Raw genomic sequence first — 26,656 nt, 5'->3', positions numbered from 1 at the left:
AATGGCAGACATTTCTACAGCAAATTGGTACAACAATTTAGGGACTACAATTCAAGCAGCTTTTAATTCAACAGCAATGAGTAACCTAACGCCTTCTGAAGTAATTTTTGGAGCTGCAACAGCATATCGAAAATCTCAGGAACAATACAATAGCGGAACTTCTGTTACACCGGGAGCTTACATCAATTTTGCTTCTCCGCTTACAACAGATAGCGCGCCGTCGTTAGACAGTTCAGGTCAAATCAGCGCCAACTCGACAATTACTCTTAGAGCTAAAACGGTTTACTCTCCAGGTGCAAAAATTCAACCTCAACAGTCAATTACCATTATCTAGTTTAAAAGCAGCGAACCGGAACAATATCGGCGCTAATAAATTTTAGTGAAAGTTTGCATAAAACTAGCTGTTTAACAATATTTAATTTGCTGGTGCAACAATGTTTACCATGAAAATTGATTGGAATTTTATTGCGTTATTGATTGGTATTGTTGTTGGAACGTTTACGATTTGTGGCTATTTATGGAAAATTAATCGATTTTTGGGAGCCAAAAGTAAATCTGTAGATACCCGCATTCACGCGCTTTATGAAATTATCAAGCTTCAGGCAGCGCAATTTGAAGAAATTACCGATTATCTCGTCCAAGATGCTGAACAGCGAGGTCAATTTCGCATCAGAAAGGGTTTACCTGAACTGAAAGCAGCAGCGTTCAAAGAATATCAAGACGAACACACAGAGTTTAAATAGTTTTAGTTTGTACGACCTAATTTTACGCAAAATGATTTCTATTGACAAAAGTATCTATCGAATTTTGGCATTTGCGTTAATATTTTGTAGCACTGCTACTGTATTTGGCGCTTTAGGTACTGCAATTAAAACAGGCAATGTTTCTGCCAACTTGGCCGCTTTTGGCTCCGGCTTATTTTTGACAACTAAAGTTAAGACATGAGATTAACGACAACTGGCATTACTAATTTCAAGACCAGACCACTTCAGTCTACAGTCCTCCAGCCACAGGAGAAAATAGCTGTACCTGCCGGGGAATTTTTTGAACTTCATGATTGCAAGCCCGATCGCAATAAGCACTGGAAAATTACTTTAAAAGATTTTTTTCAGGGAAGGCGGGAGTGGTTTGTTTATCAAAATCACGTGCGTATCGAGTTGAACCCATCAAATCGCCCGCCTTTTGTGCGACTACCAATCCCGTACAGATCGCAACTTGATAACGAATTAAATCCCGGTGGTGCTTGTAATGTGACCAGTCTAGCAATGGTCATAGAGTATCTAGATCCAACTGCTGGGGATTTGATACACAAGCAATTTGAAGATCATCTTTATAGATTGATGGAAAATAATGACCTCAATCGTCATTCACCCCAGGATTTGGCAAAAGTGGTGAACGAGTTTTATCATCTGAAGGATGATTTTACTGTGTGGGGCTCGATCGATCGTTGTTGCAGCCACCTTGCTGCTAACAACCCGTGCGTGATCCACGGCTACTTCACGTCTTTTGGTCACATTATTGTCCTGGTTGGATATGACGACAAGGGCTTTATCGTACACGATCCTTATGGCGAATGGTTTGAAAGCGGTTATAGAACTGACTTGAGTGGCGAATACCTACATTACTCCTACAAGCTGATCGAGCAAACCTGTATTCCTGACGGTCAATTTTGGGTGCATTATATTTCTCGCTAGATAAAAAGGGATGAGTCGTTTTATCAATGCAAATATAATGCAGTTTTAGTTAGAGTCTATTACACCCCTTGTTTGGAGGGTTTTTTTGTGCCAAGGCAGAGGTCTGCAAAACCTCCACCCCCAGTTCAAATCTGGGTGCCGCCTTTTTTAATTTTTGTTAGATGTGGCTAAGATGCCGTTTGGGCGATCGAGAAGGTTAACAGGATAGAGCGAGAGTGCTCAAGTCCACTGCAAAAACCTTCTTGACCTCTACCATCAATTACTACTCATTGACTACGATCGCAAATCGTCGATCAGTTTTTCTATAGCCATACTTTTTGTGGTTTCATCCGGTAGAAGATTAAACACTTTCTGTAAAAGTTCTGGAGACGCATTTTTAATAAACCAATCTTCACCCGGGTTATCCCCAAGATTAAAAAAATACTTTAAACGTTTCTCTATAGCTTCCTTATCTGCTTTATCCAGTTGTCCAACTCGCTTAAGCCAATCCCCTTGCGAGTCTTTAAAACAGTTAGCATCAACAGTACATATCTGATGCACTAGAGCGAAGGAATTCTTAGAAAGACCATTCTTAGAAAGACGATTTGTGCTTGTAGGATTAATCGGATATGTAGTTGACAAACCTTTAAAGGTTTCTTGTGAAGTCAATGGAATCAGCGTCAAAGTTTGGATGTATTTAGAGTCATCTTGAAATTGGTCACTTATCCAAACAATATAAGGATGCTCTCCCCGAAAAACCCGACTAGAATTAATCACCTGAGTGCAAGAAATTGTCTTGCACTCAATCTCCTCTGGTTCATTTATCTCATAAATATGATTGTGACCGTGTTTGCAACGAACAGATACTCTATAGGGATTGATAAAATAAATCCAACCTTGACGCGGTTTTTGTCCAGCCACTCGCTCACCCCAATTCACTCATTAACTTTTCTCTTTCTTTGTACAGATTAAGTCTCACCTTTTCCTCTGGTTCGTGGCTATATTTAACCTCAAGCATGGGAGCAGTGCTATAGACATATTCTAGTAACTGCTTCAGTTTATCCTTTCCTGCACCCGCCCATTCTCTCCTGATGTTGTCAAGCATGAGCTTCAGACCTAAAGGTAACTTTAAATCATCCACATTACCTGCTCTCTCACCAAGTCTGATGAATATAATTTCTCCCTGAGATTCTTGAAAAATTTCTTTGCCATTCATTTGATTTAAAGCAGCGTCTATGCCTTCATTCCAAGGCCCAAATTGATAAAAACGCCAATCTAAATCAGTAAGCTGTTTGTCTGTCCATTTGACCGCATAAAGATCGGCTAAATACAAAAACTTGATTAACTGCGTTTTTGTAATATGGCCTTTTGTTGCGTAGACAAAGTATTTGATCAGATTTTCTAGCATGGCTTTCCTTCTTGGAATTTCAAAAAGCTCCCTAATTAATCTTATAATTTGTTCGCTCAATTTAACTTTAGTCTATTATATCATCCAAAGAGAAGCTTGGCTGTTAAACCATATAAAAAATAGCTAAGGGTAAGGTGGGCACTGGACACCCTACAAATAGACTATGTGCGTCCCGGACTGTACTCTTCAAAAGTTGAATTGCCGTCTAAGAAATATCTATCGGGATTGCCGCTCGCTTTAATATTTGTTGAACCACCCCATAATAGTTAGGATTTTCTAACCCTTCTAATTCATGTTCGATATCTTCCCAATCCCCTAGCTTGCTTTTCCACTTCCCATCCTCTTCTTGTCTGGCTGCGTGCTGTGGCTGGCCGTTATAGGTGTAGATTGCTATTTTTTGAAACCCCGGTTCAAGGTCACGATTCTCGCAAGGTTCATATCCAATAGTTTGATAAGCTTTGATCAAAGCATCCAGCGTTAGCTCTCTTAAAACACCATCCGGCCAGTACCCATCAGGGTCTACCGGGTCCCATCTGCATTCCTCTTCTCCAGCAGCAAAAGCAAAGCAATTATAATCTACTGTTTCTTCGCTTGTTACTTGATATTCAGTAAGCTCTAAGTTAGGAAATCTCAATATTTTTCGGTACTCTAGCTTACCACTCATAACCGTGTTCTTTTCCCCATTGTATCCAGGCTTGGGCCATTTGCTTCATCCGGCCGCGCTGTTCGGGTTTTACCGGGTTGTCACCAGTAATTGCCCTCAACGCCCAAAACCAATGGTCTGGCTTTTGTTCGAGGTCACGCAAAATCAAGGGGATAACTGGCTGTCCCATGCCGATAATTCTCTGATAAGCCTGGTGCATTGATTTCTGTGTAACTAATGATAGCATCCCCGTCTCGACGCGCCATTTTTCGGCGAACTTCTTAAACTCTGCTTCCAGTTCTACCTTATCCTTTTCTAAATTACCAAGTAAAGAGGGATCGAGCGTATCCCTTATAGTTTCTAATTGAGAGACTGATTTTTGTAAAGCATTTTTAGGTAAACTCATCAAAATAGGCCGATATTTTAACAAGTTAATTACCCTGTGAGATGGCTGAGAATTAACTTCTACCTTAACCGATAAATCATCCGGTACAATATTTTTTCCTCCTATCATAATAGGAGAATTAGGTGGTAAAACATCTTTGTACGACGTTCTGATAATATAAGTTTGGATTGAAAGAGTTCCTGGCATCTTACTAAATTGGTTCAGGCTCCATTGCCACGTGGAGTTGATCTGTAATACTCCACCGGAATAGCTTTCCTCCCGTTCGATTGAAGTTATCAAAGACATTCCAAATATCCTCCTTGTTTATTTTTGGTTCTAGAAAAAAATCAGCATCAAACAAATAACCAGGTTCTTGAAAATTAGCTTTTGACGGGTCTTGTGCTATCACTAAACCGTGATTAAAATTAACCTTACCTCCTTCTATTTCAATTTCCAAATTTTTCCCTAAAGTCCTAATCGAGTCAGACCACTCGCTATTATGCAGCTCAGAAGCAATTTGTGGACTGATTAATTCTGACCAGGGTTTATCTTTATCGTCAATTTTCAATTTCGAGCGAAGTATCAAATCCCTATATCTTAACCCTAATCTAATGTAAAAAGAGGGATTATATATCTCTTCAAAAATGTTAACTGCTTTGGTAAATTTTTCTTTAAATTCTTCATATTGCTTGTATTCAAAGGTCGCTAAACTTAGGGTGTCTCGGTTTAAAGACAACTGCCATTTTGAATTTTCAGACAGAAAATTATAGTTAGTATGCTGTGGGACAAGTGAACCTATTTGTGGCACTAAGGTCGCTATCTCAGGAGGGATGTTTAGAGGCTGCGACTGTTGAAAAATGGGGTAATCAAAACGGACTTTATCCTGAAATTCAAAAGGCTCTTGATTGTTAATTTTGAGAATTGTAGGAAAGCGTACTTGCCCCACAACCTCTATCAAAGGAGTTCGGTGATAAATTACTCGTTGATAATCCGGTAGTTTCATGTCAGGTGGTACTTACTCCATACATTAATATTACCTTTACTTTAAAAAGAGGGTAACGAACGGTTTTACACTAAGTCATATTTGAATAGAGTAGCAACAGGGGCAATAAAAAAATATTACAAACCCTTGATTATCTTTAACCTCGATGATAATTATAGCATTGATAAAGTCAATCTGTCAATTATTAATAAAAAACCTCTTAATAAATATGACAACTTAATTGCTAATCACTAATCGCCCCAAGGCAATTAGCAATTAGCAATCTTACCCAAAACCTCACATTTCGCTGATAATTCTTTGCAGGATTTCCACGCCTGTTACCGCTTGCCAGCCAAACAGCCCCAAGAGCACAACATTCAGAAAAATGTGAGCGTTTCTCGCCCAATCATTGCCTTTTTGCATCAAAGGAGTGAGCGAGGCTGCGATCGCAATTATGGCCATCATTCCCAACCCTGCTAGCAAGTGCGGGCCGAAAAATAGCTTGCCGTTGTTGATGTAGGTAACGCCCATCCCCACGATCGCAACCGTAACCATTAAGGCTAACAGCAAAGAACCCATCTGGTGGTGCTTGACATTGAATTTGCCCTTAATTAACTCTTTTTTGAGTTCGCCTTCCGCGCTTCTGGTACGTCGGATTTGAAGGCCCAGATACAAAGCATAAAATGAGATGGCCAGCAGTACCCACATTAAAACTGGGTGGATGAATTGGCTCCAAACTTTCACTGACAGAGGAATTTCGAGATTCATAGTGTTCTGAGGATTAGCAAACATACTTCATAAAACTTAGCATACCAGTCAGGCCGTCTCGTGCGACGGTAAAAATATACGGTATGAGAGACTATTATGCCTGCCACTAAACAAGACACTGTATTAATCCAAGCGGCCAAGACTGGCAACATTATTCACGTCCAAGCTTTACTCGCTAAGGGTGTTAACGCTAACGCCAAAGACTCTGAGGGGACGACGGCTTTGATGTTTGCGACCCAAAAGGGTTATACGGAAATTGTGCGTATTTTACTAAACAATGGCGCTCATGTCAACCATGTGAGCAGGCGTTTTGGCTTGACGGCTTTGATGCTGGCGGCGGCTCACAAACAGGCTGACTCTGTGCGGCTGTTGCTGGCTGCGGGTGCTGATGTTAATGCTAAAAATGATGATGGAAGTACGGCTTTGATGGCCGCTTCTCTCAAGGGCGATATCAATGTTGTGCGGATGTTACTTGATGCTAATGCTGATGTAAATGTCCGAGATAAAGATGGAGATTCAGCTCTGAAAATAGCTGCTTTATCCGGGCACGAAGCTGTTGTCAAAGCTTTGGTGGAAGCGGGTGCTGTTGCTGACAATTCTATGCTGTTTTTAGCTGTCCGTCAAGGTAGCGCTGAAATTGTGCGAATTTTGCTCAATTGTGGGGCGGATGCTAATGTTAAAAATCTAGAAAGCAAAACTGCTTTGATGCAGGCACAGGCGGTGGGAAATTTGGCTGTTGTCGAGGCGCTGTTGGCTGCTGGTGCTGATGTTGAAATTCGCGACAAAGACGGCGAAACGGCTTTAACTTTGGCTGCGGATGCCGGCAATACTGATGTGGTGCGAGCTTTGCTGGGTGCGGGTGCTGATGCGAATGTGAAAAATGGATATGGGGGCACGGCTTTGATGGCCGCTGCTGCTGGAGGAAATTTGCCGATCGCCCATATGTTACTCGATGCTGGCGCCGATATCAACGCTAAGGATAAAGATGATGAAACTGCTTTGAATTTTGCCGTGGTTGAAGGCTGCGAAGATGTCGTCGAATTGCTCTTAAACCGAGGTGCTAGTGTCGGTTCTAGAAATCGGTTGGGCGATACGCCTTTACTGGTGGCGGCTGTTCACGGCCACAGTGCGATCGTATCGGCTTTGCTGCAAAAAGTAAACTCAAATCCCGCTGATTTTCTGAATGCTAAAAACTTTGGGGAGACGGCTTTGACGCTGGCTGCGTTTCACGGACATACCGAGACGGTGAAGGCTTTGCTTGACGGCGGTGCGGATCCCAATGTCCCGGCGGATTTGGGGAAAACGGCTTTAATGAAAGCGTGCGATCGGGGTTATGTGGCGATCGTCCAATTATTAGTCGAAAAAGGTGCCGATGTCAACTTGCTCGATGATTCGGGCGCAACCGCTGTAATGTGGGCTGCACATCGGGGTTGTGTCGGTGCTGTACAGGTTTTAATTGATGCTGGTGCAGAACTAAACCACAAAAATCCGGGAAATTATACAGCTTTAATGCTGGCTGAATTTAAACGTTATTCCAGCGTGGTAAAATTGCTCAAAAGTGCTGGAGCACTGGAGTAATATAGTGGGTTTGGGGCGGGTTTATTTAATCTATCTGTACATTTTAAGGCTATTGGCAAACCCGCCCCTAGGGGTTTATTCCGTTAACTTACCCCCTTTAAACTTGAGTCTGCGTGGGCTGAATTTGTTTGTATAGTAGCGGTTTCAACCGCCGAGTGAGCGAGGATAATCCAGCCGGATTTGGTGTTATAGCGGTTCTCAAGCGTCGTGAGGTATGCCCTATGCCCACGGAGGCCTATGCCCTATGCACGTCGGAACATGTTACTGAGAAAAGCTATACCTCAATTTGCTTTGCGCACCCAGCCGTTAATAGTAAAGCGGCTATCAGCAAAAGCTTTCGAGGGACAGCTAACTCGCAAAACTTCGTGCATATAGCGGCTTAGAAAAAATACGATGCTGTTATTGCGAGGCTCAACGGTCCTGAATGTATCATCCGCTACATAAAAATTATTTTCGATTTTGCTGTCATAAATCTGCAATTCGCCACCTGAAAAAGCTTTTGGTTCTCGATAGAAATAGTAAACGTAAGTAAAAAATCGGGTTGCGGTTTCTGGAGAGCCGCTGTCGTTGTGAAGTTTGTAAAAGTTGTTGTCATTGTGCATGGTTAATTGAGCTTCTATTTCACCAAGCGGAAATGAGGGAATATTTAATTTGCGCAGCACGTCCGGGAGAATTGCTTTGATGCGATTAACCATCAGTTCCGAAAATTCCGGGAACGAGTGGAGTACCATCGAACGGCGGTAGTCCTCGGCATTAGTTGAGGTGCTGGTAGTCACAAAATCTGATTCTTTGGCTAAAACATATTTGATGAGTTTGTTCTTTTCTGCCGCTGTCAAAAAGTTGTCTATTTGGGCGTAGCGAGATATTAAGTCGTCATTTACAGGCGCAGGGGTGGGAATTTCGGTGGGAATTTCGGCGGGAATTTCTATAGAAATTGCTGGCTGCTGCGGTTGCAGTTGCTGCAAGTAAATAGGGGGTTCTGTGACTAATCCTACTAGGTGTTCCCCGGGAAAAGAAAGGGCGGAACGCCCTTCGTCTATGGGAATGTGAAATAAGGTGGAAAAACCGGGTGTTTGTTGGGTGCGATCGACTAATGTTTTGACAAGGCTGTGTAATAATGGTGTGTCGGATTTGAGGGTGACTGTGCACTGATGTCCGCCAGCGAGCAGGATTTTAACTTTTACGTCTTGGGGTTTAATTTGCTGTTGAATTGTGGTATTCATAGCTGTTGTTATAGAAGAAGGAAATTTTTTTTAGGGCGGGCTAGAAGCCCACCGCACAATAGAACTGGAATTGACTCTTTTCTTTGTGAAACAGGCCGGTCAGCCTGTTTGTGGCGGGCTTTCTTCCCACCCCACAATAGAATTAACTCTTTGTGGAACAGGCATCTTGCCTGTTCATAATAGAGGTGCAAAATGTCATTGCTACGAACTTAATTAATGCAAGAAGTGGCGGATGTCGGTGAAAACCATTGTGATTCCGAGTTGGTTGGCGGCTTCAATGGAATCTCGATCGCGCATACTTCCGCCCGGTTGGACGATCGCAATTATTCCCGCCTCAGCCGCAGTTTTGACTGAATCATCGAAGGGAAAGAAACCATCGCTGGCCAAAATCGCTCCTTTGCTTTTGTCTCCTGCTTGTTCCAATGCTAGTTTAACCGATCCCACGCGATTCATTTGTCCGGCGCCGACACCGATTGTAGTGCGGTCGCGCGTCACAACGATCGCATTTGATTTGACGTGTTTCGCTACTTTCCAAGCAAACAGCAATTCTTCCAACTCTCCCGCCGTCGGCTGTTTCTCAGTAACTGCGCGCCATTTGCTAGTTTCTTCTACTACATTATCTGAGTCTTGCACTAGCAAACCGCCTGCAATAATTTTAACAGTTTGTGGCGGCCCTTGAGTCAAATCTGGCAAAATTAATACTCGAACTTTCGCCTTTTTCTTGATAATTTCTTCTGCCTCTGGTTCGCACCCGGGCGCGACGATACATTCTAAAAATGTTTGAGTTAAGGCCGTTGCGGTAGCAGCATCAATCGGGCGGTTGAGGGCGACAATTCCGCCGAAAGCTGAGACTGAATCGCTGTCGAAGGCTTTTTGATACGCTTCAGAAATAGTTGTTCCCAAGGCTGTGCCGCAAGGATTTGTATGCTTCAGGATAGCGGCGGCGGGTGTGTCCGGGAATTCTACGATCAGGCGCCTTGCTGCTTCTAAATCTACTAAATTATTGTAGCTTAATTCTTTGCCTTGCAGGATGGTGCTAGTCGTCCAGCCTGTGGGTGTACTTCCGCTTTGATACCAGGTGGCCGCTTGATGGGGATTTTCGCCGTAGCGGAGAGTTTGCAACTCTTTTCCTGATAAATTAAACTGCTCTGGTACCGCAGATTCTTCAGCAGCGGATTGGCTGCTGAGATAAGTTGCGATCGCGCGATCGTAGTTGGCTGTATGTTTAAATGTTTCGAGCGCACATCTCTGCCGGAACTTTAAGGAGGCTTCCCCGCCATTTTGCCGCAGTTCTGCTAAATAAGTATTGTATTGGTCGGGATTGCACAAAACTGTCAAATGAGCGTGGTTTTTTGCTGAAGCTCTCAGCAGAGCCGGTCCGCCGATATCTATCTGCTCAATTGCGTCGCCTATTGTAACCCCTGGTTGAGAAATTGTCTGTTCAAATGGATACAAATTGACTACAACTAGATCGATCGCCCGAATTTGATTTGCGGTTAAATCTGCGAGGTCTTCCGGTACATCCCGGCGCGCTAAAATACCTCCGTGGATTCGTGGGTGAAGAGTTTTGACTCGCCCTCCCAAAATTTCGGGAGAATTGGTATATTCCGCAACTTTTGTGACGGGAATTCCAGCTTCTTTGAGGGCAGTTGCTGTCCCGCCGCTGCTAATTATGTCAAATTCAAATTCTTCTACTAGACTGCGCGCTAAATCGATTAGTCCGGTTTTATTGGATGTGCTCAGGAGTGCTAGACGTGCCATTGGTTTGAAGTTGCGGTCGCAAAAATAGACAGGTTATATTCTATATCAAATCTGGCGGCCGGGAAATGATTGGGTAATTGCTAATTATGAGAATTATTGCAGACTTAAAGATGAGTCCGATTATTTTGAACCGTATTTTTAATCAAAATTATATAATCTTTTATACTTACCAGAGGCTTATAAGTTTTATTACTGGCGCCGGGAGCAGGTTATTTTGTCCCGTGCCAGGGGGATTGAAGCTATCTCCAGCCTTCACTGTTCGGCTCGCTACGTAAGTGTCAATGTTGTTTAAATTACTTAAGAAAGCGTAATAGATAATTCGATGGCGATCCCTAAAGAATTTTAACGATCTTTTATATAGGATGAATTGTAAAAGTAATGTGCTAGCATCGGGAAGAAATTGTTCTCTCCCTAAATTTTCGGGAAAATTGGGGATCGCAACACCTATCTCTAAAAAATAATTTGGTATGGTTTAAATATGTTTTTTCAACAAGCCCGTCCCGAAAATAACCTCAGTAATATTACCAGTACCCAGAAAACAACGGTTACAAACATGACTAATAGAACAGACTACCAAGAGATGCCGAAAAAAAGAGCCGAGACTTCGACCGAAGCCAACATTTCAGAAGCTTATAGTCTTAGTTTGTGCGAGCTGCAGCAGATGGAGCGAGCAATGGCACAGCTAAGGCAGGATTTGAAAGCTAGCGAATCTCGGTTTCGGAATGTGATCGAAAAAAATGCCGACGGCATCGCCATCGTTAACAAGGGAGGACTTGTCTGTTTTGCGAACCCATCAGCAGAAGCGCTGTTTAACTGCAAAGCAGAGGAACTTTTAGGTCAAGTATTTTTTGGCGAGTTGGTCGTAGAAGGTTCAGCTTGCGACATTGAGATGGACACGGATATTATTCCCCAAGTTGGAAAAACAGAAGCACCAGGAACTCGCGTCGTGCAAACAGAAGTTGAAGCAATTCGCAAGCACAAAGCAAATGCTGTAGTAGAAATGCGGGTCGTGGAAACGGAATGGGAGGGAGAAATGGCTTATTTAGCTACGCTGCGGGACATTACCGATCGCAAGCAGGCAGAAGAAATGCTTTGGTTGTACGATCGAGCTATAGCAGCTACTAGCACCGGAGTTACGATTTCTGACGCCACTCACCCAGAACATCCAATTATTTATTGCAATCCCGCATTTGAAAGCATGACAGGTTATCGGCGGGAGGAAATTCTCGGGAAAAACTGCCAATTTTTGCAGGGCAGCGATACGGATCCGGTGGCAGTAGAAATAATTCGCAAAGCCTTGCAAAAAAAGAGCGAATGCAAGGTAATATTAAAGAATTACCGCAAAGACGGAACCACTTTCTGGAATTGTTTCTCAATATCTCCCGTGCGCGATAGAACTGGCAAATTAACTCATTTTATTGGCGTACAGAGAGACATCACCCAGAGCAAACAAGCCCAAGAAGCATTGCATAATTCCGAAGCACAAAGCAGAGAACAAGCAGCTCAACTAGCAGCAGCACTTGAGGAACTCAAAGCCACTCATTCCCAATTAGTTCAGAGCGAAAAAATGTCTAGTTTGGGATTGCTAATTGCCGGCGTCGCTCACGAAATCAACAACCCCGTCAGCTTCATTCACGGCAATCTCGCTCATCTCAAAAATTATACTCAAGACTTGTTTCACCACCTCGAACTGTACGAACATCACTATCCTAATCCAGTCGAGGAAATTCAACAGGAAAAAGAAGACAACGATCTCGATTTTTTAGCTGAAGATTTACCTAGAATAGTGTCTTCAATGAGCGTTGGTATAGACCGGATTTGCCAGATTGTTCAGTCGCTGCGGAACTTTTCGCGGCACGACGATTCACAGATGAAACCCGTTAACCTCCACGAAGGTATTGACAGCACGCTGTTAATTCTAAATCACCGTTTGAAAGGAAACGGAGAAAAGCCGCAAATTCAAATTGTAAAAGAATACGGGAATTTGCCGCCTGTTGAGTGTTTTGCCGGCCCGATCAATCAAGTTTTTATGAATATTCTCAGCAATGCGATCGATGCTTTAGAGGATGCGAAAAGTAAGCAAACTGGTCAAGAAATGCCAGAAAGTCCCAGCCAAATTAGGATTTGCACGGAAGTTGTCGGCAAGTTTGTAGAAATCAAAATTGCCGACAACGGGCCGGGAATAACTGAGGAAGTCAAGCAGCGGATATTCGATACATTTTTTACTACCAAACCCATTGGCAAAGGCACGGGAATGGGCTTGTCAATTAGCTACCAAATTATTGTAGAAAGACACAAAGGCGAATTATATTGTACTTCGGAATTGGGCAATGGCACGGAATTTACTATCAGACTTCCCCTCCAACATTAGCGCCGGGTGCGCAATCGGCACCTTACCAACTTGAGATATAGGCAAGGAAGCGAGCGTCCCGATCGCACTCCTAAAAAACGATTTTTCTCGTTTTTTATAGTTCCCAGCCAGAGTCTGGGAACGCATATTTAGAGGCTCTGCCTCCCCATTGTAGAGACAATTTCAGGGTGCTTTTCTGCTGGCATTACCCGCATAAATAGGAAATTAAAAAACCTCCGCACCATCCAACTTCTTAAAAGTTTCAACCTTAGCCTTCGCCGCTTCCCCACAAGTCTTCGGCGTCGGAAACATCTTCCCGGGATTCGCCAAACCTTTCGGATTAAACACCTGACGCACCCACTGCATCGTCTCCAAATCTACCTCCGAAAACATATCCGGCATAAAACACTTCTTGTCAGCACCGATGCCGTGTTCCCCCGAAAGACTTCCCCCAACTTTCACGCAAAGCCTGAGGATTTCCCCGCCCAATTCTTCCACCTTTTCCAGCGCACCTTTTACCGAGTTATCGTACAGAATCAGCGGGTGCAAATTCCCGTCTCCCGCGTGAAATACATTAGCAATCCGATAACCGTATTTCTCGCTCAAACCCTCAATTTCTTTCAAAACATAAGCCATTTGCGTTCGCGGAATTACCCCGTCTTGCACGTAATAATCAGGGCTCAAATGACCCGCCGCCGCAAAAGCAGCTTTCCGCCCTTTCCAAATTTTTAGGCGCGTTTCCGGGTCGCTTGCTGTCGTGATATTTCGCGCTCCGTTCTGCTTGCAAATATCGGCAATTCGCTGTTTGTTTGTGGCAACTTCCACTTCTAAACCGTCGATTTCTATGAGTAGAATTGCCGCCGCATCGCGGGGATAACATCCAGTTGCCACCACATCTTCCACAGCATTGATGCTGATGTTGTCCATGATTTCCATGCCGCCGGGAATAATGCCAGCGCTGATAATATCGGAAACCGATTCGCCCGCTGCTTCTATACTGGCAAAATCCGCTAGGAGAACGCAAATCGATTCCGGCGCTTTGAGAATTCGCAGAGTAACTTCTGTAGCGATGCCTAAAGTGCCTTCGGAACCGACAAATACACCAGTTAAATCATAACCGGGCATTTCGGGAATTTCGCCACCGACATCGACAATTGAACCGTCGGGCAGTACCAATTTTAATCCTAAAACGTGATTCGTTGTGACTCCGTATTTGAGGCAGTGAACCCCGCCAGAATTTTCGGCAACGTTGCCGCCAATCGAACAAACAATTTGACTGGAAGGATCGGGCGCGTAGTAGAAACCGGCGCCGCTAACTGCTTGGGTTACCCAGTTATTAATTACTCCCGGTTGCACGACTACTTGCTGATTTTCTAAGTCTACTTTCAGGATTTTTCGCATCAGGGCAGTGACAATCAGCACGCAGTTTTCTACAGGCAAAGCGCCGCCGGAAAGGCCGGTTCCTGCGCCTCTAGCAACCCAGGGAATTGAGTTGCGATCGCATATTTTGACCAATTGCGCCACTTCCTCCGTAGTTCGAGGCAATACCACTACGGCGGGGCGCTGGCGGTAGCTGGCGAGTCCGTCGCACTCGTAGACAATCAATTCTTCGCGGCGCTGCACCACACCATTTTTGCCGACTACAGCCTCGAATTCTTTAATAACGGGTTTCCAGTTGCGTTCTGTTTCTACGGCTATCATTAGTGACTTTAATTAGGGAACTATCAATAATATTGTTGCAAACTTTACTAAGTTTAGGCAACTAAGTGTTAAAAAAGCCCATTTTGTACAACCATTATCTTAGGACTTATGAAAAGAAACCCGATTTCTACTAAAAATCTTCGGTTTGGTAACGGGGTATCGACGCAGAAACCGGGTTTCTGGTAATAAATTTTTGGTTTGACAGCGAAGTATCTGCCAAGAAACCGGGTTTCTACCTCGTCTGGGGCAAGTCCTGTATTTCTTTAAGGGTTGCAATATTGACAAAGGGAAGGATCGGCAGTCTCTCGACCGTCTGGAAATAGTTTTTCTTTAGTATAACCGCAGTTTTTGCATTTATAGATTGCCGATCGCGCTAGCTGAGTCGGAAAATAGCAAAGTCCGCAGGGCAATCCGATTTTCGTCTCAGCAATCTCGAATCCCGACCAACCGCACTCCGGGCAGAATTGCTTGAATTTTTTAACTAAATCGAGAGTTGCATTTTCGATGTTTTTCATCCGAGTTGGATTGTACATCGCCCGCATATCTGTTTCGATGTGAACTCGGCCGGTTGACGATTTTTTTAAGCCTGCTGTCACAGCGTCAAAAAGTTGTTTTTCTGTCCTAATGCCCTTGACAATTTCGCCGTTACCGAGGGCAGCATCGCCAACTACAACCACCAGTGCGTGATCGGGAAATCCAGCTTTTTTCGCAAAATCATTTGCTTCTTCTATACTGGAAACTAACTGGTGACTGTAGTTAGTTTCAACCGAGAAATAGTCGCCGATGAGTTCTAGATTGTTGGCTCGATCTAATAAAATTACTATTTCTCTGTTAGCTGGCAGATACGGCATCATTGGGTGAGGGCCGAAAGTACCTTCGCTGGCAAAGGCAAGAGTTTCGCCCGCAATTTCTAGGGCTTTTTGTGCTTTATGGCGAGCCGCTTCTATTTGAGTTCCTAAGCGTTTAACTTCTCTGGTGAAGGTGCCAAAAGTGTCAGTGTCAAGCTCCGCAGGTACTAGGATATTTACACCAAATTCTCGTTCCAAAACGGGAGCCATTACCCGTTCTTTTTGGTGCATGGTAGCAATAACTGCGGTGCGAGCGTTCAATAATTGATGTTGGTTCATTTATTTTAAATACTGAAAATACAACTGATGTCACTGCTTGTTTTTATTGCTTGACAAATCAATTACAAAATTTTCTCCATCCTCATAAATCCGCTTTCGAGTTTCCCCAAGTTTTTGTAAGCTCTCTTGAAATTCAAAAGTGTTCAACGCCTGATTTTGGAGCCAGAAAGGTAGGTCTGGGCTAATTATGAGTCTACCTTCTAGAGATTTCTTAGGAAAGTTAGCTTCGTTAGCGTAAGAATATGCAACATATCTAATCGATTGTGAAACTATAGCAATCCTAAATCATTTGTGAATTTCTTACTCCCTCCCCGCGAGTTCGGGGAGGGTTGGGGTGGGGTCAAAAATTTACGACTCCTGCAAGGATTGCTATAGATAATCTGCTAGCGCTTGTTCTCCTTTAAATGAAGGCATACCGGGCGGAAGGCTAGCGCCACCAGGCCAGTCTGCAATCCAGATTGTATGTTTCTTAAAATTCATTAAAAAAGGTTTGTCAAGTCTTGTTAAAACTATTTCTCCTTCAGGAACCGAATCTAGCACTTTTGAATATTTTTCGCGCTCGTCTAGTGTCACTAAAGGTAAATTTCTTAAACCAGAAGCAAGGTTGTCTAAATAGTTATTAGATTGTCCAGGCTTTTTGTGAGAAGCGATAGCTAATAACAATGACAAAAATACTGCTCCGCTAAAGGTGATTTTTTAAATTTTAAATTTAAGTTGTTTGGCTCGATATTTTCCATAAAAACTGATATAAATATGACTAACACAACTACTAATAGCGGGTATGAATAGCGGTATGAATCCGCGCCTCCAGTAGAAAATACTACTATCGCAGCGCCCATGACAGCACTAAGACAAATAGACAGAGTTGCTTCCCGAACAATTTGCTTTTTACCGAGACCAATTATCCAAAATCTAATTGCCAATACAGTCGGTATATAAATAATTGTTAAAATTGCATACAGCTTGAGTTTAATTGCTATATTTGAGTAAATCTCACTGTTAGGAAGCTTGACCGAGCCTCCGTATACAGAACCATGAAAACCTCTACCAAATATGGGATATAGTAAAGTCCCTGAGGACTGATACATTGAGATCGACCAGGGTAAAATAAACACAGCCAATAAAATACTAGCCAAACAAAATTCGTAGATTGCTTTATGCTTTATTTGGCAGCCAAAAATATAAAAACAATAACTTGAAGTGAATAAAATAATACACGCGGGAATAAAGGTGGCTTTTAAAGCGCAGATGGCGGCTGCAAGCAATCCTACAATCGCAGCATTACTTTGGATGTTTGTTGCTTTGAGGTTATCCCACTCAAACACTCTAAATAAGCTGAAGAAAAGACATACCGGAATTAATATACCACTTATATTTATAGGAGTTCGGCTAATTGATAAAAATCCGAACACAATCAGTAATGTCGAGCTTTTTGAAACTTTTTTTTGCTGACAGTATCCGATAATGAGTCCTAAGCTGTTGTGCATCTAATTTGACAGTCAATTTTTATACAATTCTTGTGGGACGGGCAGGAGAGCCCGTCTCTGTATTCAATTTAGATACGTAGCAGCTTATCATTACGACTAAGGCGCATCCAGGATCGATAAGATATAAACTTCTTTCATCCAACAGGCTGAGACTGAATGTATGCAAGAATGATTGTCCTCCAAGTGCAGATACCAATCTTCTTTCGCTGAAAGGATCGGAACCAAGAGAACCTATTTGAAGCATTTTATTGGGGAATACAAAATAGGCGTGGTAGTCATCGCGAAGATTAAACTCATGCCAAGAAACCGAACCACTGTAAGGCACAGCAGCTAGAAGGCAAGCGATAACAGTCCGGATCGCCAAAACAATATTTTCTTTAAAAGCATTAATTAACCGATTCAGATCGTCGGCGATCGAAGTTTTATTTGCCCAGGAATCTATTATTCCGTAAAGTGCGCCCAAGCATATATATATTAAAATAGTTGATTGAGAAATAGTCCATGTCACATTTAATAAACCACCAAATATAACACTCCAAGCTATCCCCCAAGCGGCTCTTTGCCCCCAGTCAACTCTGTACAGGGGAAAAAGGATGCGGTTGACCGCTCCACCCCAACCAATCAGGGATACAAGAATGAGAATTCCCCCGGCAAAAGAAAGAAAATAATAATTCATAATTGTGACCTCTGTATCGATTTAGAAGGTAACGCTCAGACACACCCTTTGACTTAAATTATCAACTCAGCACTCAATTGTCAATGTCAAAAGCGATCGCTAGTTGCCCCCAGCGGCCCCCCCACCTTGACCTTGGAGTACAAGAATTACTCCCGTCATAATTAGCCCCACGCCTACCAACCGCAGCGACGGCAAAGGCTCCTTAAATATAATTTTGCCGCCCAAAACAGTAAACAAGTAACTAATTGACAGTAAAGGCGAGACTATGCTAATGTTGGCACGAGACAAAACTACGATAAAGCCGATCGAAGAAACTGCATACAAACACAGACCTGCAACTATCAAAGGCTGAGTTGCCATTGCCATAACTTTTTCAACTAAATTAGCAGCGCCAATGGGTCCTAAGATTTTAGCTCCTGCCTTCAGACTAAATTGACCTAAAACACTGCACAAAATAGCAGCGAGCAAAACTAGAAAAACGCTTCTACTCATAAGTTTAGTAACCTATATTACCATCACAAATTGCGGTGTCCAAAAAAATTGAAACTTTAGTTAAGTTTTGTTGACTTTTATTCACCACTACTATTTTAAGCATAGATACTGGAAAAGTAAGTATTGTCGATCGCCAGCAACATTAGAACAAACATATGGCAGAGCAGATTAACACCAACAGGGAATACACTCTCGAACTCTCGATACTCATGCCCTGCCTCAACGAGGCAGAAACTTTAGAAATCTGCATCGAGAAAGCGCAGAAGTCCCTGCGCGAACTTAATATTGCCGGCGAAGTAATCATAGCAGACAATGGCAGCACTGACGGTTCTCAAAATATCGCCACCAGAATGGGGGCCCGAGTCGTACCCGTAGCAGCCAAAGGCTACGGCAGCGCCCTGATGGGAGGCATCATCGCAGCGCACGGAGTCTATATCATAATGGGCGATGCTGACGACAGCTACGACTTTTCCAACCTCGGCGCTTTTGTGGAAAAATTGCGGGGAGGCTGCGATTTAGTCATGGGAAACCGCTTTCAAGGGGGCATCAAACAGGGGGCAATGCCGCCGCTGCACAAATACTTAGGAAATCCGGTGCTGACGTGGGTTGGGCGGCTATTCTTCTCAAGTCCCGCCGGCGACTTTCACTGCGGGTTGCGGGGTTTCAGGAGAGACTCAATTTTGAAACTGGATTTGCAAACAACGGGAATGGAATTTGCTAGCGAAATGGTGGTCAAAGCCTCTCTGTACAAGTTGCGGATAACGGAAGTCCCAACGGTACTCTCTCCCGACGGCCGCTCGCGCCCGCCGCACCTGCGAACTTGGCGAGATGGCTGGCGGCACCTCCGATTTTTGCTGCTTTACAGTCCCCGGTGGCTGTTTCTGTATCCCGGTACTGCGCTGATGATTTTGGGTCTAATTGTTAGCATTTGGCTGTTGCCCGGTACTCAAAAAATCGGGAGTATCAGCTTTGATGTACACACGCTGCTTTATGGTGCGATCGCAATTATCGTCGGTTTTCAAGCAGTAACTTTCGCTTTCTTCACCAAAGTTTTCGCCATCAGCGAGAAACTGCTGCCCGAAGACCCCAAACTCAACAAAATATTTCGCTATGTCACCCTAGAGACAGGATTGATTGTCGGAGTCATACTGATATTAATCGGAATAGCTGGCTCGTTATTGTCCTTAACTATCTGGAGTGAAACAGCTTTCGGTAATTTAGACCCTTTTAAAACTCTGCGTTTGGTTATTCCCTCGCTCACTTGCCTGACCGTCGGTTTGCAGATGGTTCTGTCGAGCTTTTTTCTCAGTGTGCTGAGCTTGAAGCGCAGGTAAAATAATTAGATGTAAAATTTTGTTACAAATTTCCGCAAACATGATTTAAATAGCCCAAATCCTGTGTTAAATTCGTCGCGAACAATCGGGCTTCAACCAGGTTGTCAGTTTATCTCAAACCTAAAATTATATGACAGTAACTGAAAAAAACTCCAGCGAGTATATTGGCCCCAAGCTAGGCGGTTTCGCAACTAAACTATCTTGGTACGCCCGCCAAAAAATGTTCGATTTGCTCATGGGATTAGCCAATCCCAGCGCCAACACAACGGTGTTGGATGTAGGAGTAACTTCCGACCGCCGCGAAGACTGCAATTTCTTTGAGAAACTTTATCCGCATAAGGACAAAATCACCGCAGTCGGTATGGAAGATGCTGCCTTTTTAGAAGAAGAATATCCAGGTTTAAAATACGTGCGTTCTGATGGATTAAGCTTGCCATTTCCCGACAAAAGTTTTGATTTAGTCGTGAGTTTTGCCGTAATCGAACACGTCGGAAGTCGGACTCAGCAACAAGCTTTTGTTCGGGAACTTTGCCGCGTCGGCAAAACTTGCTTCATCACAACTCCCAACCGCTGGTATCCTATAGAATTCCACACTGCTGTTCCCCTAATACACTGGTTTCCTCCCTCTTGGTTTCGAGCTTTGCTGAAATTGCTCGGCAAGCACTTTTTCGCCAAAGAGGAAAATCTCAACCTTCTATCCGAAAAAGAGGTATTAAAGATGCTACCAGCCGATGCTGAAGTTTATACCAGACATTTCCGGCTGCTCGGTTTGATATCTAATCTCCTCTTTTATGTCATCTAAAGAGTTGCTACTTACGCTGAACTCCCAAATCCAGCACAAAATTTTCTCCGTCTTCATAGAGCTTTTTTCGAGTTTTTGCAAGTTGCTGCACGTTATCCCGAAAGTCGTGAGAGAGTTGTGATTGCAGTCGAAACCAAGATGACAATCCAGGTCCTGAAGTATCTACATTTGGGGGATGATTGAGACTCCAAGACGAATAAGCGATGTATCGAATAGATTTGGAAACTAAATAGTTTGCCAAGGCTTCCGGACCTTTGAATGCAGGCATTCCTGGAGGCAAACTCGCTCCCCCCGGCCAGTCGGCGAGGAAAAGTTGATTTCGTTTAAAATCTAGGATAAAAGGTGCATCTAGCCTGGTTAAAACTGTTTCTCCCTGTGGAATAGACTGTTGCAGTGCTGCATACTGCAACTTTTGCTTAGCTGAAACTAAAGAGGGATTCGTTAGTCCGAACTTAATATTTTTCACATAAGCTGAATAAGTATTTTTAGTGATATCCCAATTGTAGCTGATTGTAAGACCTGCACAAAATACAGCGACAATAAAAAAGTTAGGAATCCCGGTTTTATTTAACCCTCCTGTATCAGTCATGGCGAGCATAATTAATATGATAATTCCCGGAAACAGGTGAGAGAATGAATAGCGAAAAGGGTCGGCATTTTCGGTAAGTACGCCTACAACAACTGTTGCCACTAGCGCTGCAACTGTCATAGATAAAGGTGCTTGGCGGTTCGAGAACGAGGATTCTGCGGGTAAATTAGCAAATTTCAGAGGTCGGATACTTAAGCTCAAGCAGCCGAGCAATATCAGTATAAAAACGTAAATACCTCTGAATGCTGCGAGGGCTGTTTTAACAGTTCCCAAGAGTGTCGAACCTGATTTGAAAGTGCTGCCGTAGGCGGAGGCGTGATAGCCTTTTCCCAAAAGAGGATACAATAAAGTACCTGAAGATTGATACAAAGAAATCATCCAAGGTAGGAGAAATATTCCTACTAATACTGTCGCCAGCCCGAATTCCCCTACAACTTTTAGTTTTGTATTTGAACTAATAAAATAGCCAAGGTAGCTAACTGCAAATACAATAACCGAGGCGGGAATTAGAGAAGATTTTAAAGTACAAATTGCGGCGGAGATTAAAGCGATAATACAAGCATTGGAAACCCAAGAGTTGCGGTCTATTTCTTTGCTGTCGAGGGTTCTAAACAAACTTAAAAATAAAGCGACAGGCAGCATCATACTTGTAGTGTTTGCCTTGGGGACAGCAATCAATAGAACCAATAAAATTGTAAATATTACTCGTCTAGTCGAAGCTTGATGTTCTTTTAAAAATCCGATAATTAGTCCGATCGTAATTATCAGCGCCAAACTAGGGTCTATGATGTTTAAATTAGTGTCGGAAAGTACGCTGACAATGAAAGTATGGAGAAATGACTGTCCCCCCAAAGATACTATTCTTCTTTCGCTAAAAGGCTCTAGGCCCATCGAACCAAGTTGCAGCATTTTGTGGGGAAATACTAAGTAAGCGTGGTAGTCATCGCTCGTATTAAACCCGTCAGCATACACCATGTTGGCAAAGTTGAGTCTGCCTGTATAAACCCATCCGGCATATTGGATTAAAATCAAAAAACTAACTATGGCAATGCCTGCTAAGATAATTTTATCTTGGCGACTTTCTTGAAATAGCTGTGATAGATTAGTGGCGATTGATTGTCTGTGATTTACCAAATCTACTAGACAATAAATGAGTCCAAAACCTAAAAAAATAAAAATAGTGGTGGGCGAGATATTCCAAGTTGCGTTTAATACACCGCCAATTATCAGGCTGAAAGCTAGACCCCAAGCGGCTCTTTGTCCCCAGTCAACTCGCTGGTTGGGAAACAGGATATTGTTGACGGCTTTTCCCCAACCTGTGAGGGATAGTAGCAGGCAAATTCCCCAGGAGAATGATATTAAGTATGAAATCATTGGTGTCAGAGTCTCTTTTTTTAAATAGTTAACTTGTAGAAAGTTTATTGGTTATGTATTTGCGATTATGCGATAAATCTTTGTCTATCGTACAATACCGTGTAAATTTAGTCAAGTTATGATTGTTTGTATTAGTTGCAGTAAAAAATGGAGTAAGCCAAATGTTAAGTTAATATAAAAAATATCGGTGGTCGAGAAATTTAGGCTATGCTAATAGTGATTATTAAAAATAATCTAGCCCCACAACAAAGTGAAAGCCTATCGCTCGCAAGGGAAAGAGGTCGATGACCTAAAAAAGCCTGAAACCCTTGAAAAACTAGATTTATGCCCATTCCCGCTAAAAGTATCTATCTAGGTTTGCAGCCATTTTTACCTCAGTTTTTGTCGTCTAAGTCCCGGTAGGAAATATATTGTTCGTTCGTAATAAAGCAAGAGAATATTATGAACTTAAAAAATTTACGCTCTCAGAGAGTAGCACCCTACTTAATATTTATTTTTAGTGTCACCATATTTTTTACGGTTATCTCAGTTTGTGCTTAACAAATAGAGTTCGATCCTATCCGTCAAATGAAAGGCATCCAGCAGTGGTTGAGAGGAGAATCTACCTTGCTCAACAGTCTGGTAACAGTAAATCCCAAAGACCTATCTCAAAATTTGCAAACTTGGATAGTATGGCACTCCGGGTGTGTCAATGGCATTTCTACCTTTAACTGCGATTGGCTTGCCTTTAGGAGTTGCGCCCAGAACAACTGCATATATTTTGTTTGTTTCTGGTGGTATAAGGTGGCTCAAGCTACTAGATGCGATCGGCTCGGACTTCAGAGTTAAAATGATTGTATCTTGTTTGCTCTCTCTTTATTATCTAGAAATTGGATGCTCGTTTATTTTTACTGCAGGAGATGTCATTCCTTGGGCGGTATTACCTTGGTTGTTAGTCTACACTATTTATATTTGCTCGCAACTAGATTTACCCAGTAAATCTTACAACCATATGTTACTTCATTCAGCTTTATTAGGGCTGCTTCTAGGAGGGGTTTATTGGTTAAAATACTCTGGCTTCTTAGTTTCAATAGGAGTTCTCACATATATAATTATTAACTTGTTATTTTTTAACCGAAGTCATTCCTTACTCAAACGCTTAATTATATTAGCAATTTGTACAGTATCCACTTTACTTCCTGTGATTTGTCTAACGGTTATCCATCAGTCACTGGCTGGAGTAAGTAGTGCTGTAGAACAGTTTGAAAATGCTATTCCTGTTCCATCGCCTGATACCAGAGGATGGCGTTTATTGGTATCTTTGCTTGCATCTCCCGGTTTAGCCTTGTTCAATTCAGAAATTTTTGCAGGAAATAGGCTTTTGATGTACACTAATATCATTGTCAAAAATTTATTTGGCTTAGATATTTCCGAAAAAAAAGAGACATTTAAAACACTTGTAGGACTCGGGGGAACCTTAGTAGTTGCTTGGTTTTTTATGTACTCTGCCAAGAACATCTGTGATTAAAAGGCTCTGACTTTTTGGTGCTGCATTACCCTCATTCCTTTTGTGTTTATTGCGTATGTATCTAATAAGGCTGGTGTCAATCTTTTGATTTTGGGGATTAGCCGGCTCGAGTTTCTTTATACTTACTGTATTTTATATTCTCACTTCATACCTGCATTTGATTTCTAATCTCGAAGAATCAAAAGTATCAAAAGTTGTAGCATCCCTGGTATTAATATTTTTTTTATTGATGCCACCGCTAAGTTCTATAGCTGATGCTGTTGGGGCGATGAGCCTTCGTAAAGATTATGTGACAGCGGAAAATTTCCTGTATGTCAATCTCTTATCAAAGAAGAATGTCAAGTCGGTAGTTGCTAAGGTTAACTCGGCTGTAAAATCCCCTCAAGATGTTGTGGTTTTGGCTAAAGATAGTCGAGATTATCGTTTTTCTTCATGGTTGGAAATCAAATCTAGATTCCTTCCACTCAATGGAGTTGAGCAGGAGGGGGAGAATAGTAAAATTACAAGTTTGCAAGATTTGAGGGTTATACTTGTGGTTTCTAAAATTATTCAGCAAGATGAAAAAATGATGATGCGAATAAAGCAGAGGTTTGTCCAAGCGACTGGATGGAGTAGACTGAGCGAAGATCTAGATGCTGAGGTTTCTATTTGGTTTGCGGATTTAAAGGCTTGAAAATAATAACTTGAATTCAAAAATATGCGCTTCACGCACTTTAGGAAGAAAAGGGCGATCGCTTTTCCCAGAATTTTAAATAGAGATATAATAGAGAGCCAGCAAAAACTCTTACAACCAAGTCTATGTTTAGTTATAGCAAGGTACTGAATCCAGTTAAAATCCTCACGCTTTCAGACCAACTGCGGTTATTAGAAGAATTGAAAAAAATGATTCTGTTACAGGAAGAAGTTGCAGAAGATGATGAAGTAACTTCAGCCGAAGAAATAGCAGAGAGCGAAGCTGCTGGGCAAGATTACCAAGCTGGTCGCGATCGGGGAAGATCCTCGGCTGAACTCAAATTGAAGGTATTTGGAGAAAAAAATTGACTGACTGCATTCTCCCGAAAGCAGCAGAACGCTATTTATCGCGAATGCAACCGGATGACCAAATACGCATTGTTAAGGCTTTAGATACTTTAGTAAGTGATTATATAGCTTGACATTAAGCAACTTAAAGGTCGTTCTGAATTAAGGCTGCGAGTGGGTAAATATCGGATACTTTTTGTAGAAGACAGGGTAAACCAAGTATATGTTGTGAGTGCGATTAATTTTAGAGGGGATGTTTGCAAATAAGGGCGATCGCGCTTTGGGGAGAAAAAAGGCGATCGCACTTCCTTCGATCCTAAATTGCTATAATAACAGTCAGCCAAAAATCTTAATGAAAAATCTATGTCTACTTACAGCGCGGTACTGACTCAGGTTCTAAGACTTGCACCAGATGAGCAACTGCGACTCATCTCTGAATTATTAGTATATGTTCGTCACCGGGTTCAGGCTAAACCTAAGCGGAGTATTTTAGAATTGGAAGGGTTGGGTGAGGAAATTTGGAATGGGGTTGATGCTCAAGAATATGTGAATCAGGAACGAGATTCATGGAATGGATAGCTCAGTTACAGGGAAAAGTCGTGGGATTAGACACCGCGCCTTTGATTTACTTTATGGAGCAAAATCCAAACTATCTAGAGATGATGCGGGTTTTCTTTAGAGCGTTCGATCGCGGTGATTTTAGGATGGTGACATCAACAGTAACCCTGGTAGAAGTGCTAGTTCATCCCCTGCGACAGGGAAACACGATATTGGCTTAAGAATATCGTGAAATATTGCTCAATCAAGAAAGTTTAACTGTTGTTGAATTAACTCCAGATATTGCTGAAACAGCAGCACAATTGAGAGCAACTTACAATTTGCGATCGCCCGATGCTATTCAAATGGCTACAGCTATCCGTGAGGGTGCTTCGTTTTTCTTGACAAATGATGCGCGGTTGCCTTCTTTGCCGGGGTTAACGGTTTTAGTGTTGGAGAATTTGAGAAGTTGAGGGATTATTTTTGGATGGGAAGAGAGGGGCGATCGCGCTTTGGAAAGAAAAGGGCGATCGCACTTTGGGGAAGATAAGGGCGATCGTACTTGGGGAAGATAAGGGCGATGGCTTTTCTCCGAATCCCGAATTGACATATAATAAATAACAAGCCAAAAAATCAACGGAATTTAGTGTAAGTTAAGATAGCCTATGTTGACTATTGAACAGATAGAAAATGCGATTCTCCAACTTCCGCCCAACCAGATTGGAGAGTTGTTAGAGTGGTTTCTAAATTTGGATTACCAACGATGGGATGTTCAGTTAGAGAAAGATATTGCTGAGGGGAAGCTGGATGCTTTAGCAGCAGAGGCGATCGCAGATTTTGAGAGTGGTAACTATCGAGAGATTTAATGCACTACACGAAGGAGAAAATTTTGGGAGTGTTACAATGCTTTGCCATCAAATGTACAAGCTACAGCAGATCAGTGTTATGAGTTGCTGAAGGCAGATCCGTCTCATCCTTCTTTGCATTTTAAGAAGGTTGGTAATTATTGGTCTGTAAGGGTCGGACAAGCTTATCGGGCGTTGGGTATTGAAATTAAAACAGGTATTTTGTGGTTTTGGATTGGTACTCACGCAGAGTACGATCGGCTGATTGGTAAATAATCAAATAGTGCGATCGACCTTCGCTAAAAATAATATCTCACGGGTGCATCTCACTTTGGCAAATACATCAAATTGAAAGTTGACCGTTGAGATAAGCACAGCGAAGAGCAAGGATAGA

Annotated in this window: 31 protein-coding genes; 16 read left to right on the top strand and 15 right to left on the bottom strand. The window is 42.6% G+C overall.

Annotated elements, in window-relative coordinates; genetic code table 11:
• The first annotated feature begins 1 nt into the window (after position 1).
• The 3 genes from QUB61_RS10655 (at position 2) to QUB61_RS10645 (ending at position 1,694) form a co-directional block, all read left to right on the top strand.
• Positions 2-334, top strand: coding sequence for a hypothetical protein (locus QUB61_RS10655; RefSeq protein ID WP_333130146.1), 333 nt, complete (start codon positions 2-4; stop codon positions 332-334).
• A 109-nt stretch (positions 335-443) separates the two neighbouring features.
• On the top strand, positions 444-743 hold the full coding sequence (locus tag QUB61_RS10650) for a hypothetical protein (RefSeq protein ID WP_333130148.1): 300 nt from the start codon (positions 444-446) through the stop codon (positions 741-743).
• 198 nt (positions 744-941) lie between these two features.
• On the top strand, positions 942-1,694 hold the full coding sequence (locus QUB61_RS10645) for a C39 family peptidase (protein ID WP_333130150.1): 753 nt from the start codon (positions 942-944) through the stop codon (positions 1,692-1,694).
• Between the two features lie 273 nt (positions 1,695-1,967).
• On the opposite strand, the gene QUB61_RS10640 is transcribed toward QUB61_RS10645, so the two are convergent.
• From QUB61_RS10640 to QUB61_RS10615, 6 genes are all read right to left on the bottom strand, one after another.
• Positions 1,968-2,594 (bottom strand): type II toxin-antitoxin system PemK/MazF family toxin, encoded by a 627-nt coding sequence (locus QUB61_RS10640; RefSeq protein WP_333130152.1) that lies wholly within the window; start codon positions 2,592-2,594, stop codon positions 1,968-1,970.
• A gap of 4 nt (positions 2,595-2,598) precedes the next feature.
• A complete protein-coding gene (locus tag QUB61_RS10635; RefSeq protein WP_333130154.1) occupies positions 2,599-3,141 on the bottom strand; it encodes a type II toxin-antitoxin system antitoxin SocA domain-containing protein in 543 nt (180 codons plus the stop codon).
• A gap of 145 nt (positions 3,142-3,286) precedes the next feature.
• Positions 3,287-3,745: a DUF7689 domain-containing protein gene (locus QUB61_RS10630; RefSeq protein ID WP_333130157.1), complete on the bottom strand. Its 459-nt coding sequence runs from the start codon at positions 3,743-3,745 to the stop codon at positions 3,287-3,289.
• Positions 3,735-4,316, bottom strand: coding sequence for a hypothetical protein (locus QUB61_RS10625; RefSeq protein WP_333130159.1), 582 nt, complete (start codon positions 4,314-4,316; stop codon positions 3,735-3,737). The genes QUB61_RS10630 and QUB61_RS10625 overlap by 11 nt, the downstream gene beginning before the upstream one ends.
• A 4-nt stretch (positions 4,317-4,320) precedes the next feature.
• Positions 4,321-5,112 (bottom strand): TIGR04255 family protein, encoded by a 792-nt coding sequence (locus QUB61_RS10620; protein WP_333130161.1) that lies wholly within the window; start codon positions 5,110-5,112, stop codon positions 4,321-4,323.
• Positions 5,113-5,388: 276 nt separating this feature from the next.
• Positions 5,389-5,859, bottom strand: coding sequence for a DUF4079 domain-containing protein (locus tag QUB61_RS10615; RefSeq protein ID WP_333130163.1), 471 nt, complete (start codon positions 5,857-5,859; stop codon positions 5,389-5,391).
• A gap of 96 nt (positions 5,860-5,955) precedes the next feature.
• Between QUB61_RS10615 and QUB61_RS10610 the strand changes: the two genes are divergently transcribed.
• The gene (locus QUB61_RS10610) at positions 5,956-7,437 is read left to right on the top strand and encodes an ankyrin repeat domain-containing protein (protein ID WP_333130165.1); all 1,482 of its coding nucleotides are present in this window, start codon (positions 5,956-5,958) and stop codon (positions 7,435-7,437) included.
• A gap of 281 nt (positions 7,438-7,718) precedes the next feature.
• Here the strand turns inward: QUB61_RS10610 and QUB61_RS10605 are convergent, their stop codons facing one another.
• Both QUB61_RS10605 and purH read right to left on the bottom strand, forming a co-directional pair.
• Positions 7,719-8,660 (bottom strand): 2OG-Fe(II) oxygenase, encoded by a 942-nt coding sequence (locus QUB61_RS10605; RefSeq protein ID WP_333130167.1) that lies wholly within the window; start codon positions 8,658-8,660, stop codon positions 7,719-7,721.
• Between the two features lie 213 nt (positions 8,661-8,873).
• Positions 8,874-10,421, bottom strand: a complete 1,548-nt coding sequence (gene purH, locus QUB61_RS10600; protein WP_333130169.1) for a bifunctional phosphoribosylaminoimidazolecarboxamide formyltransferase/IMP cyclohydrolase — start codon at positions 10,419-10,421, stop codon at positions 8,874-8,876.
• 478 nt (positions 10,422-10,899) lie between these two features.
• On the opposite strand from purH, the gene QUB61_RS10595 reads away from it, so the two are divergent.
• A complete protein-coding gene (locus QUB61_RS10595) occupies positions 10,900-12,792 on the top strand; it encodes a PAS domain S-box protein (protein WP_333130171.1) in 1,893 nt (630 codons plus the stop codon).
• A 204-nt stretch (positions 12,793-12,996) separates the two neighbouring features.
• Here QUB61_RS10595 and glcD read toward each other — a convergent pair whose 3' ends face one another.
• The 6 genes from glcD to QUB61_RS10565 all read right to left on the bottom strand — a co-directional run bounded on the left by glcD (position 12,997) and on the right by QUB61_RS10565 (position 18,254).
• Entirely contained in the window at positions 12,997-14,472 is a 1,476-nt protein-coding gene (gene glcD, locus QUB61_RS10590; RefSeq protein WP_333130174.1) for a glycolate oxidase subunit GlcD, read from the bottom strand.
• A 263-nt stretch (positions 14,473-14,735) separates the two neighbouring features.
• Positions 14,736-15,599, bottom strand: a complete 864-nt coding sequence (locus QUB61_RS10585) for a DUF6671 family protein (RefSeq protein WP_333130176.1) — start codon at positions 15,597-15,599, stop codon at positions 14,736-14,738.
• A 369-nt stretch (positions 15,600-15,968) separates the two neighbouring features.
• Positions 15,969-16,268, bottom strand: coding sequence for a hypothetical protein (locus tag QUB61_RS10580; protein ID WP_333130178.1), 300 nt, complete (start codon positions 16,266-16,268; stop codon positions 15,969-15,971).
• Positions 16,253-17,086, bottom strand: coding sequence for a hypothetical protein (locus QUB61_RS10575; RefSeq protein WP_333130180.1), 834 nt, complete (start codon positions 17,084-17,086; stop codon positions 16,253-16,255). Before QUB61_RS10575 ends, QUB61_RS10580 begins: the two co-directional genes overlap by 16 nt.
• Positions 17,087-17,105: 19 nt before the next feature.
• Positions 17,106-17,762: a hypothetical protein gene (locus QUB61_RS10570; RefSeq protein WP_333130182.1), complete on the bottom strand. Its 657-nt coding sequence runs from the start codon at positions 17,760-17,762 to the stop codon at positions 17,106-17,108.
• A 99-nt stretch (positions 17,763-17,861) separates the two neighbouring features.
• The gene (locus QUB61_RS10565; protein WP_333130184.1) at positions 17,862-18,254 is read right to left on the bottom strand and encodes a transporter; all 393 of its coding nucleotides are present in this window, start codon (positions 18,252-18,254) and stop codon (positions 17,862-17,864) included.
• A 155-nt stretch (positions 18,255-18,409) separates the two neighbouring features.
• On the opposite strand from QUB61_RS10565, the gene QUB61_RS10560 reads away from it, so the two are divergent.
• Together QUB61_RS10560 and QUB61_RS10555 are read left to right on the top strand one after the other, a co-directional pair.
• Positions 18,410-19,588, top strand: a complete 1,179-nt coding sequence (locus QUB61_RS10560; protein WP_333130186.1) for a glycosyltransferase family 2 protein — start codon at positions 18,410-18,412, stop codon at positions 19,586-19,588.
• Positions 19,589-19,718: 130 nt separating this feature from the next.
• Positions 19,719-20,390 (top strand): methyltransferase domain-containing protein, encoded by a 672-nt coding sequence (locus QUB61_RS10555; protein ID WP_333130188.1) that lies wholly within the window; start codon positions 19,719-19,721, stop codon positions 20,388-20,390.
• A 7-nt stretch (positions 20,391-20,397) separates the two neighbouring features.
• On the opposite strand, the gene QUB61_RS10550 is transcribed toward QUB61_RS10555, so the two are convergent.
• The gene (locus QUB61_RS10550) at positions 20,398-22,353 is read right to left on the bottom strand and encodes a hypothetical protein (protein WP_333130190.1); all 1,956 of its coding nucleotides are present in this window, start codon (positions 22,351-22,353) and stop codon (positions 20,398-20,400) included.
• 691 nt (positions 22,354-23,044) lie between these two features.
• Between QUB61_RS10550 and QUB61_RS10545 the strand changes: the two genes are divergently transcribed.
• The 9 genes from QUB61_RS10545 to QUB61_RS10505 all read left to right on the top strand — a co-directional run bounded on the left by QUB61_RS10545 (position 23,045) and on the right by QUB61_RS10505 (position 26,538).
• The gene (locus QUB61_RS10545) at positions 23,045-23,860 is read left to right on the top strand and encodes a hypothetical protein (protein WP_333130192.1); all 816 of its coding nucleotides are present in this window, start codon (positions 23,045-23,047) and stop codon (positions 23,858-23,860) included.
• Between the two features lie 157 nt (positions 23,861-24,017).
• Entirely contained in the window at positions 24,018-24,533 is a 516-nt protein-coding gene (locus QUB61_RS10540) for a hypothetical protein (RefSeq protein WP_333130194.1), read from the top strand.
• Positions 24,534-24,658: 125 nt separating this feature from the next.
• On the top strand, positions 24,659-24,901 hold the full coding sequence (locus QUB61_RS10535) for a hypothetical protein (protein ID WP_333130196.1): 243 nt from the start codon (positions 24,659-24,661) through the stop codon (positions 24,899-24,901).
• Positions 24,902-25,243: 342 nt separating this feature from the next.
• The gene (locus QUB61_RS10530) at positions 25,244-25,459 is read left to right on the top strand and encodes a hypothetical protein (RefSeq protein WP_333130199.1); all 216 of its coding nucleotides are present in this window, start codon (positions 25,244-25,246) and stop codon (positions 25,457-25,459) included.
• Complete coding sequence (locus QUB61_RS10525) at positions 25,447-25,659, top strand: hypothetical protein (RefSeq protein WP_333130201.1); 213 nt, start codon at positions 25,447-25,449, stop codon at positions 25,657-25,659. The genes QUB61_RS10530 and QUB61_RS10525 overlap by 13 nt, the downstream gene beginning before the upstream one ends.
• A gap of 15 nt (positions 25,660-25,674) precedes the next feature.
• Positions 25,675-25,890 (top strand): PIN domain-containing protein, encoded by a 216-nt coding sequence (locus QUB61_RS10520; protein ID WP_333130203.1) that lies wholly within the window; start codon positions 25,675-25,677, stop codon positions 25,888-25,890.
• A gap of 10 nt (positions 25,891-25,900) precedes the next feature.
• Positions 25,901-26,038: a hypothetical protein gene (locus QUB61_RS10515; protein ID WP_333130205.1), complete on the top strand. Its 138-nt coding sequence runs from the start codon at positions 25,901-25,903 to the stop codon at positions 26,036-26,038.
• A 44-nt stretch (positions 26,039-26,082) separates the two neighbouring features.
• Positions 26,083-26,283, top strand: coding sequence for a hypothetical protein (locus tag QUB61_RS10510; RefSeq protein ID WP_333130208.1), 201 nt, complete (start codon positions 26,083-26,085; stop codon positions 26,281-26,283).
• Between the two features lie 42 nt (positions 26,284-26,325).
• Entirely contained in the window at positions 26,326-26,538 is a 213-nt protein-coding gene (locus tag QUB61_RS10505) for a ParE family toxin-like protein (protein WP_333130210.1), read from the top strand.
• The last annotated feature ends 118 nt before the right edge of the window (positions 26,539-26,656 follow it).

The sequence above is a fragment of the Microcoleus sp. C2D2 genome, assembly GCF_036702495.1.
Classification (GTDB): Bacteria; Cyanobacteriota; Cyanobacteriia; order Cyanobacteriales; family Microcoleaceae; genus Microcoleus.
This window is presented reverse-complemented; position numbering and strand designations above follow the sequence as displayed.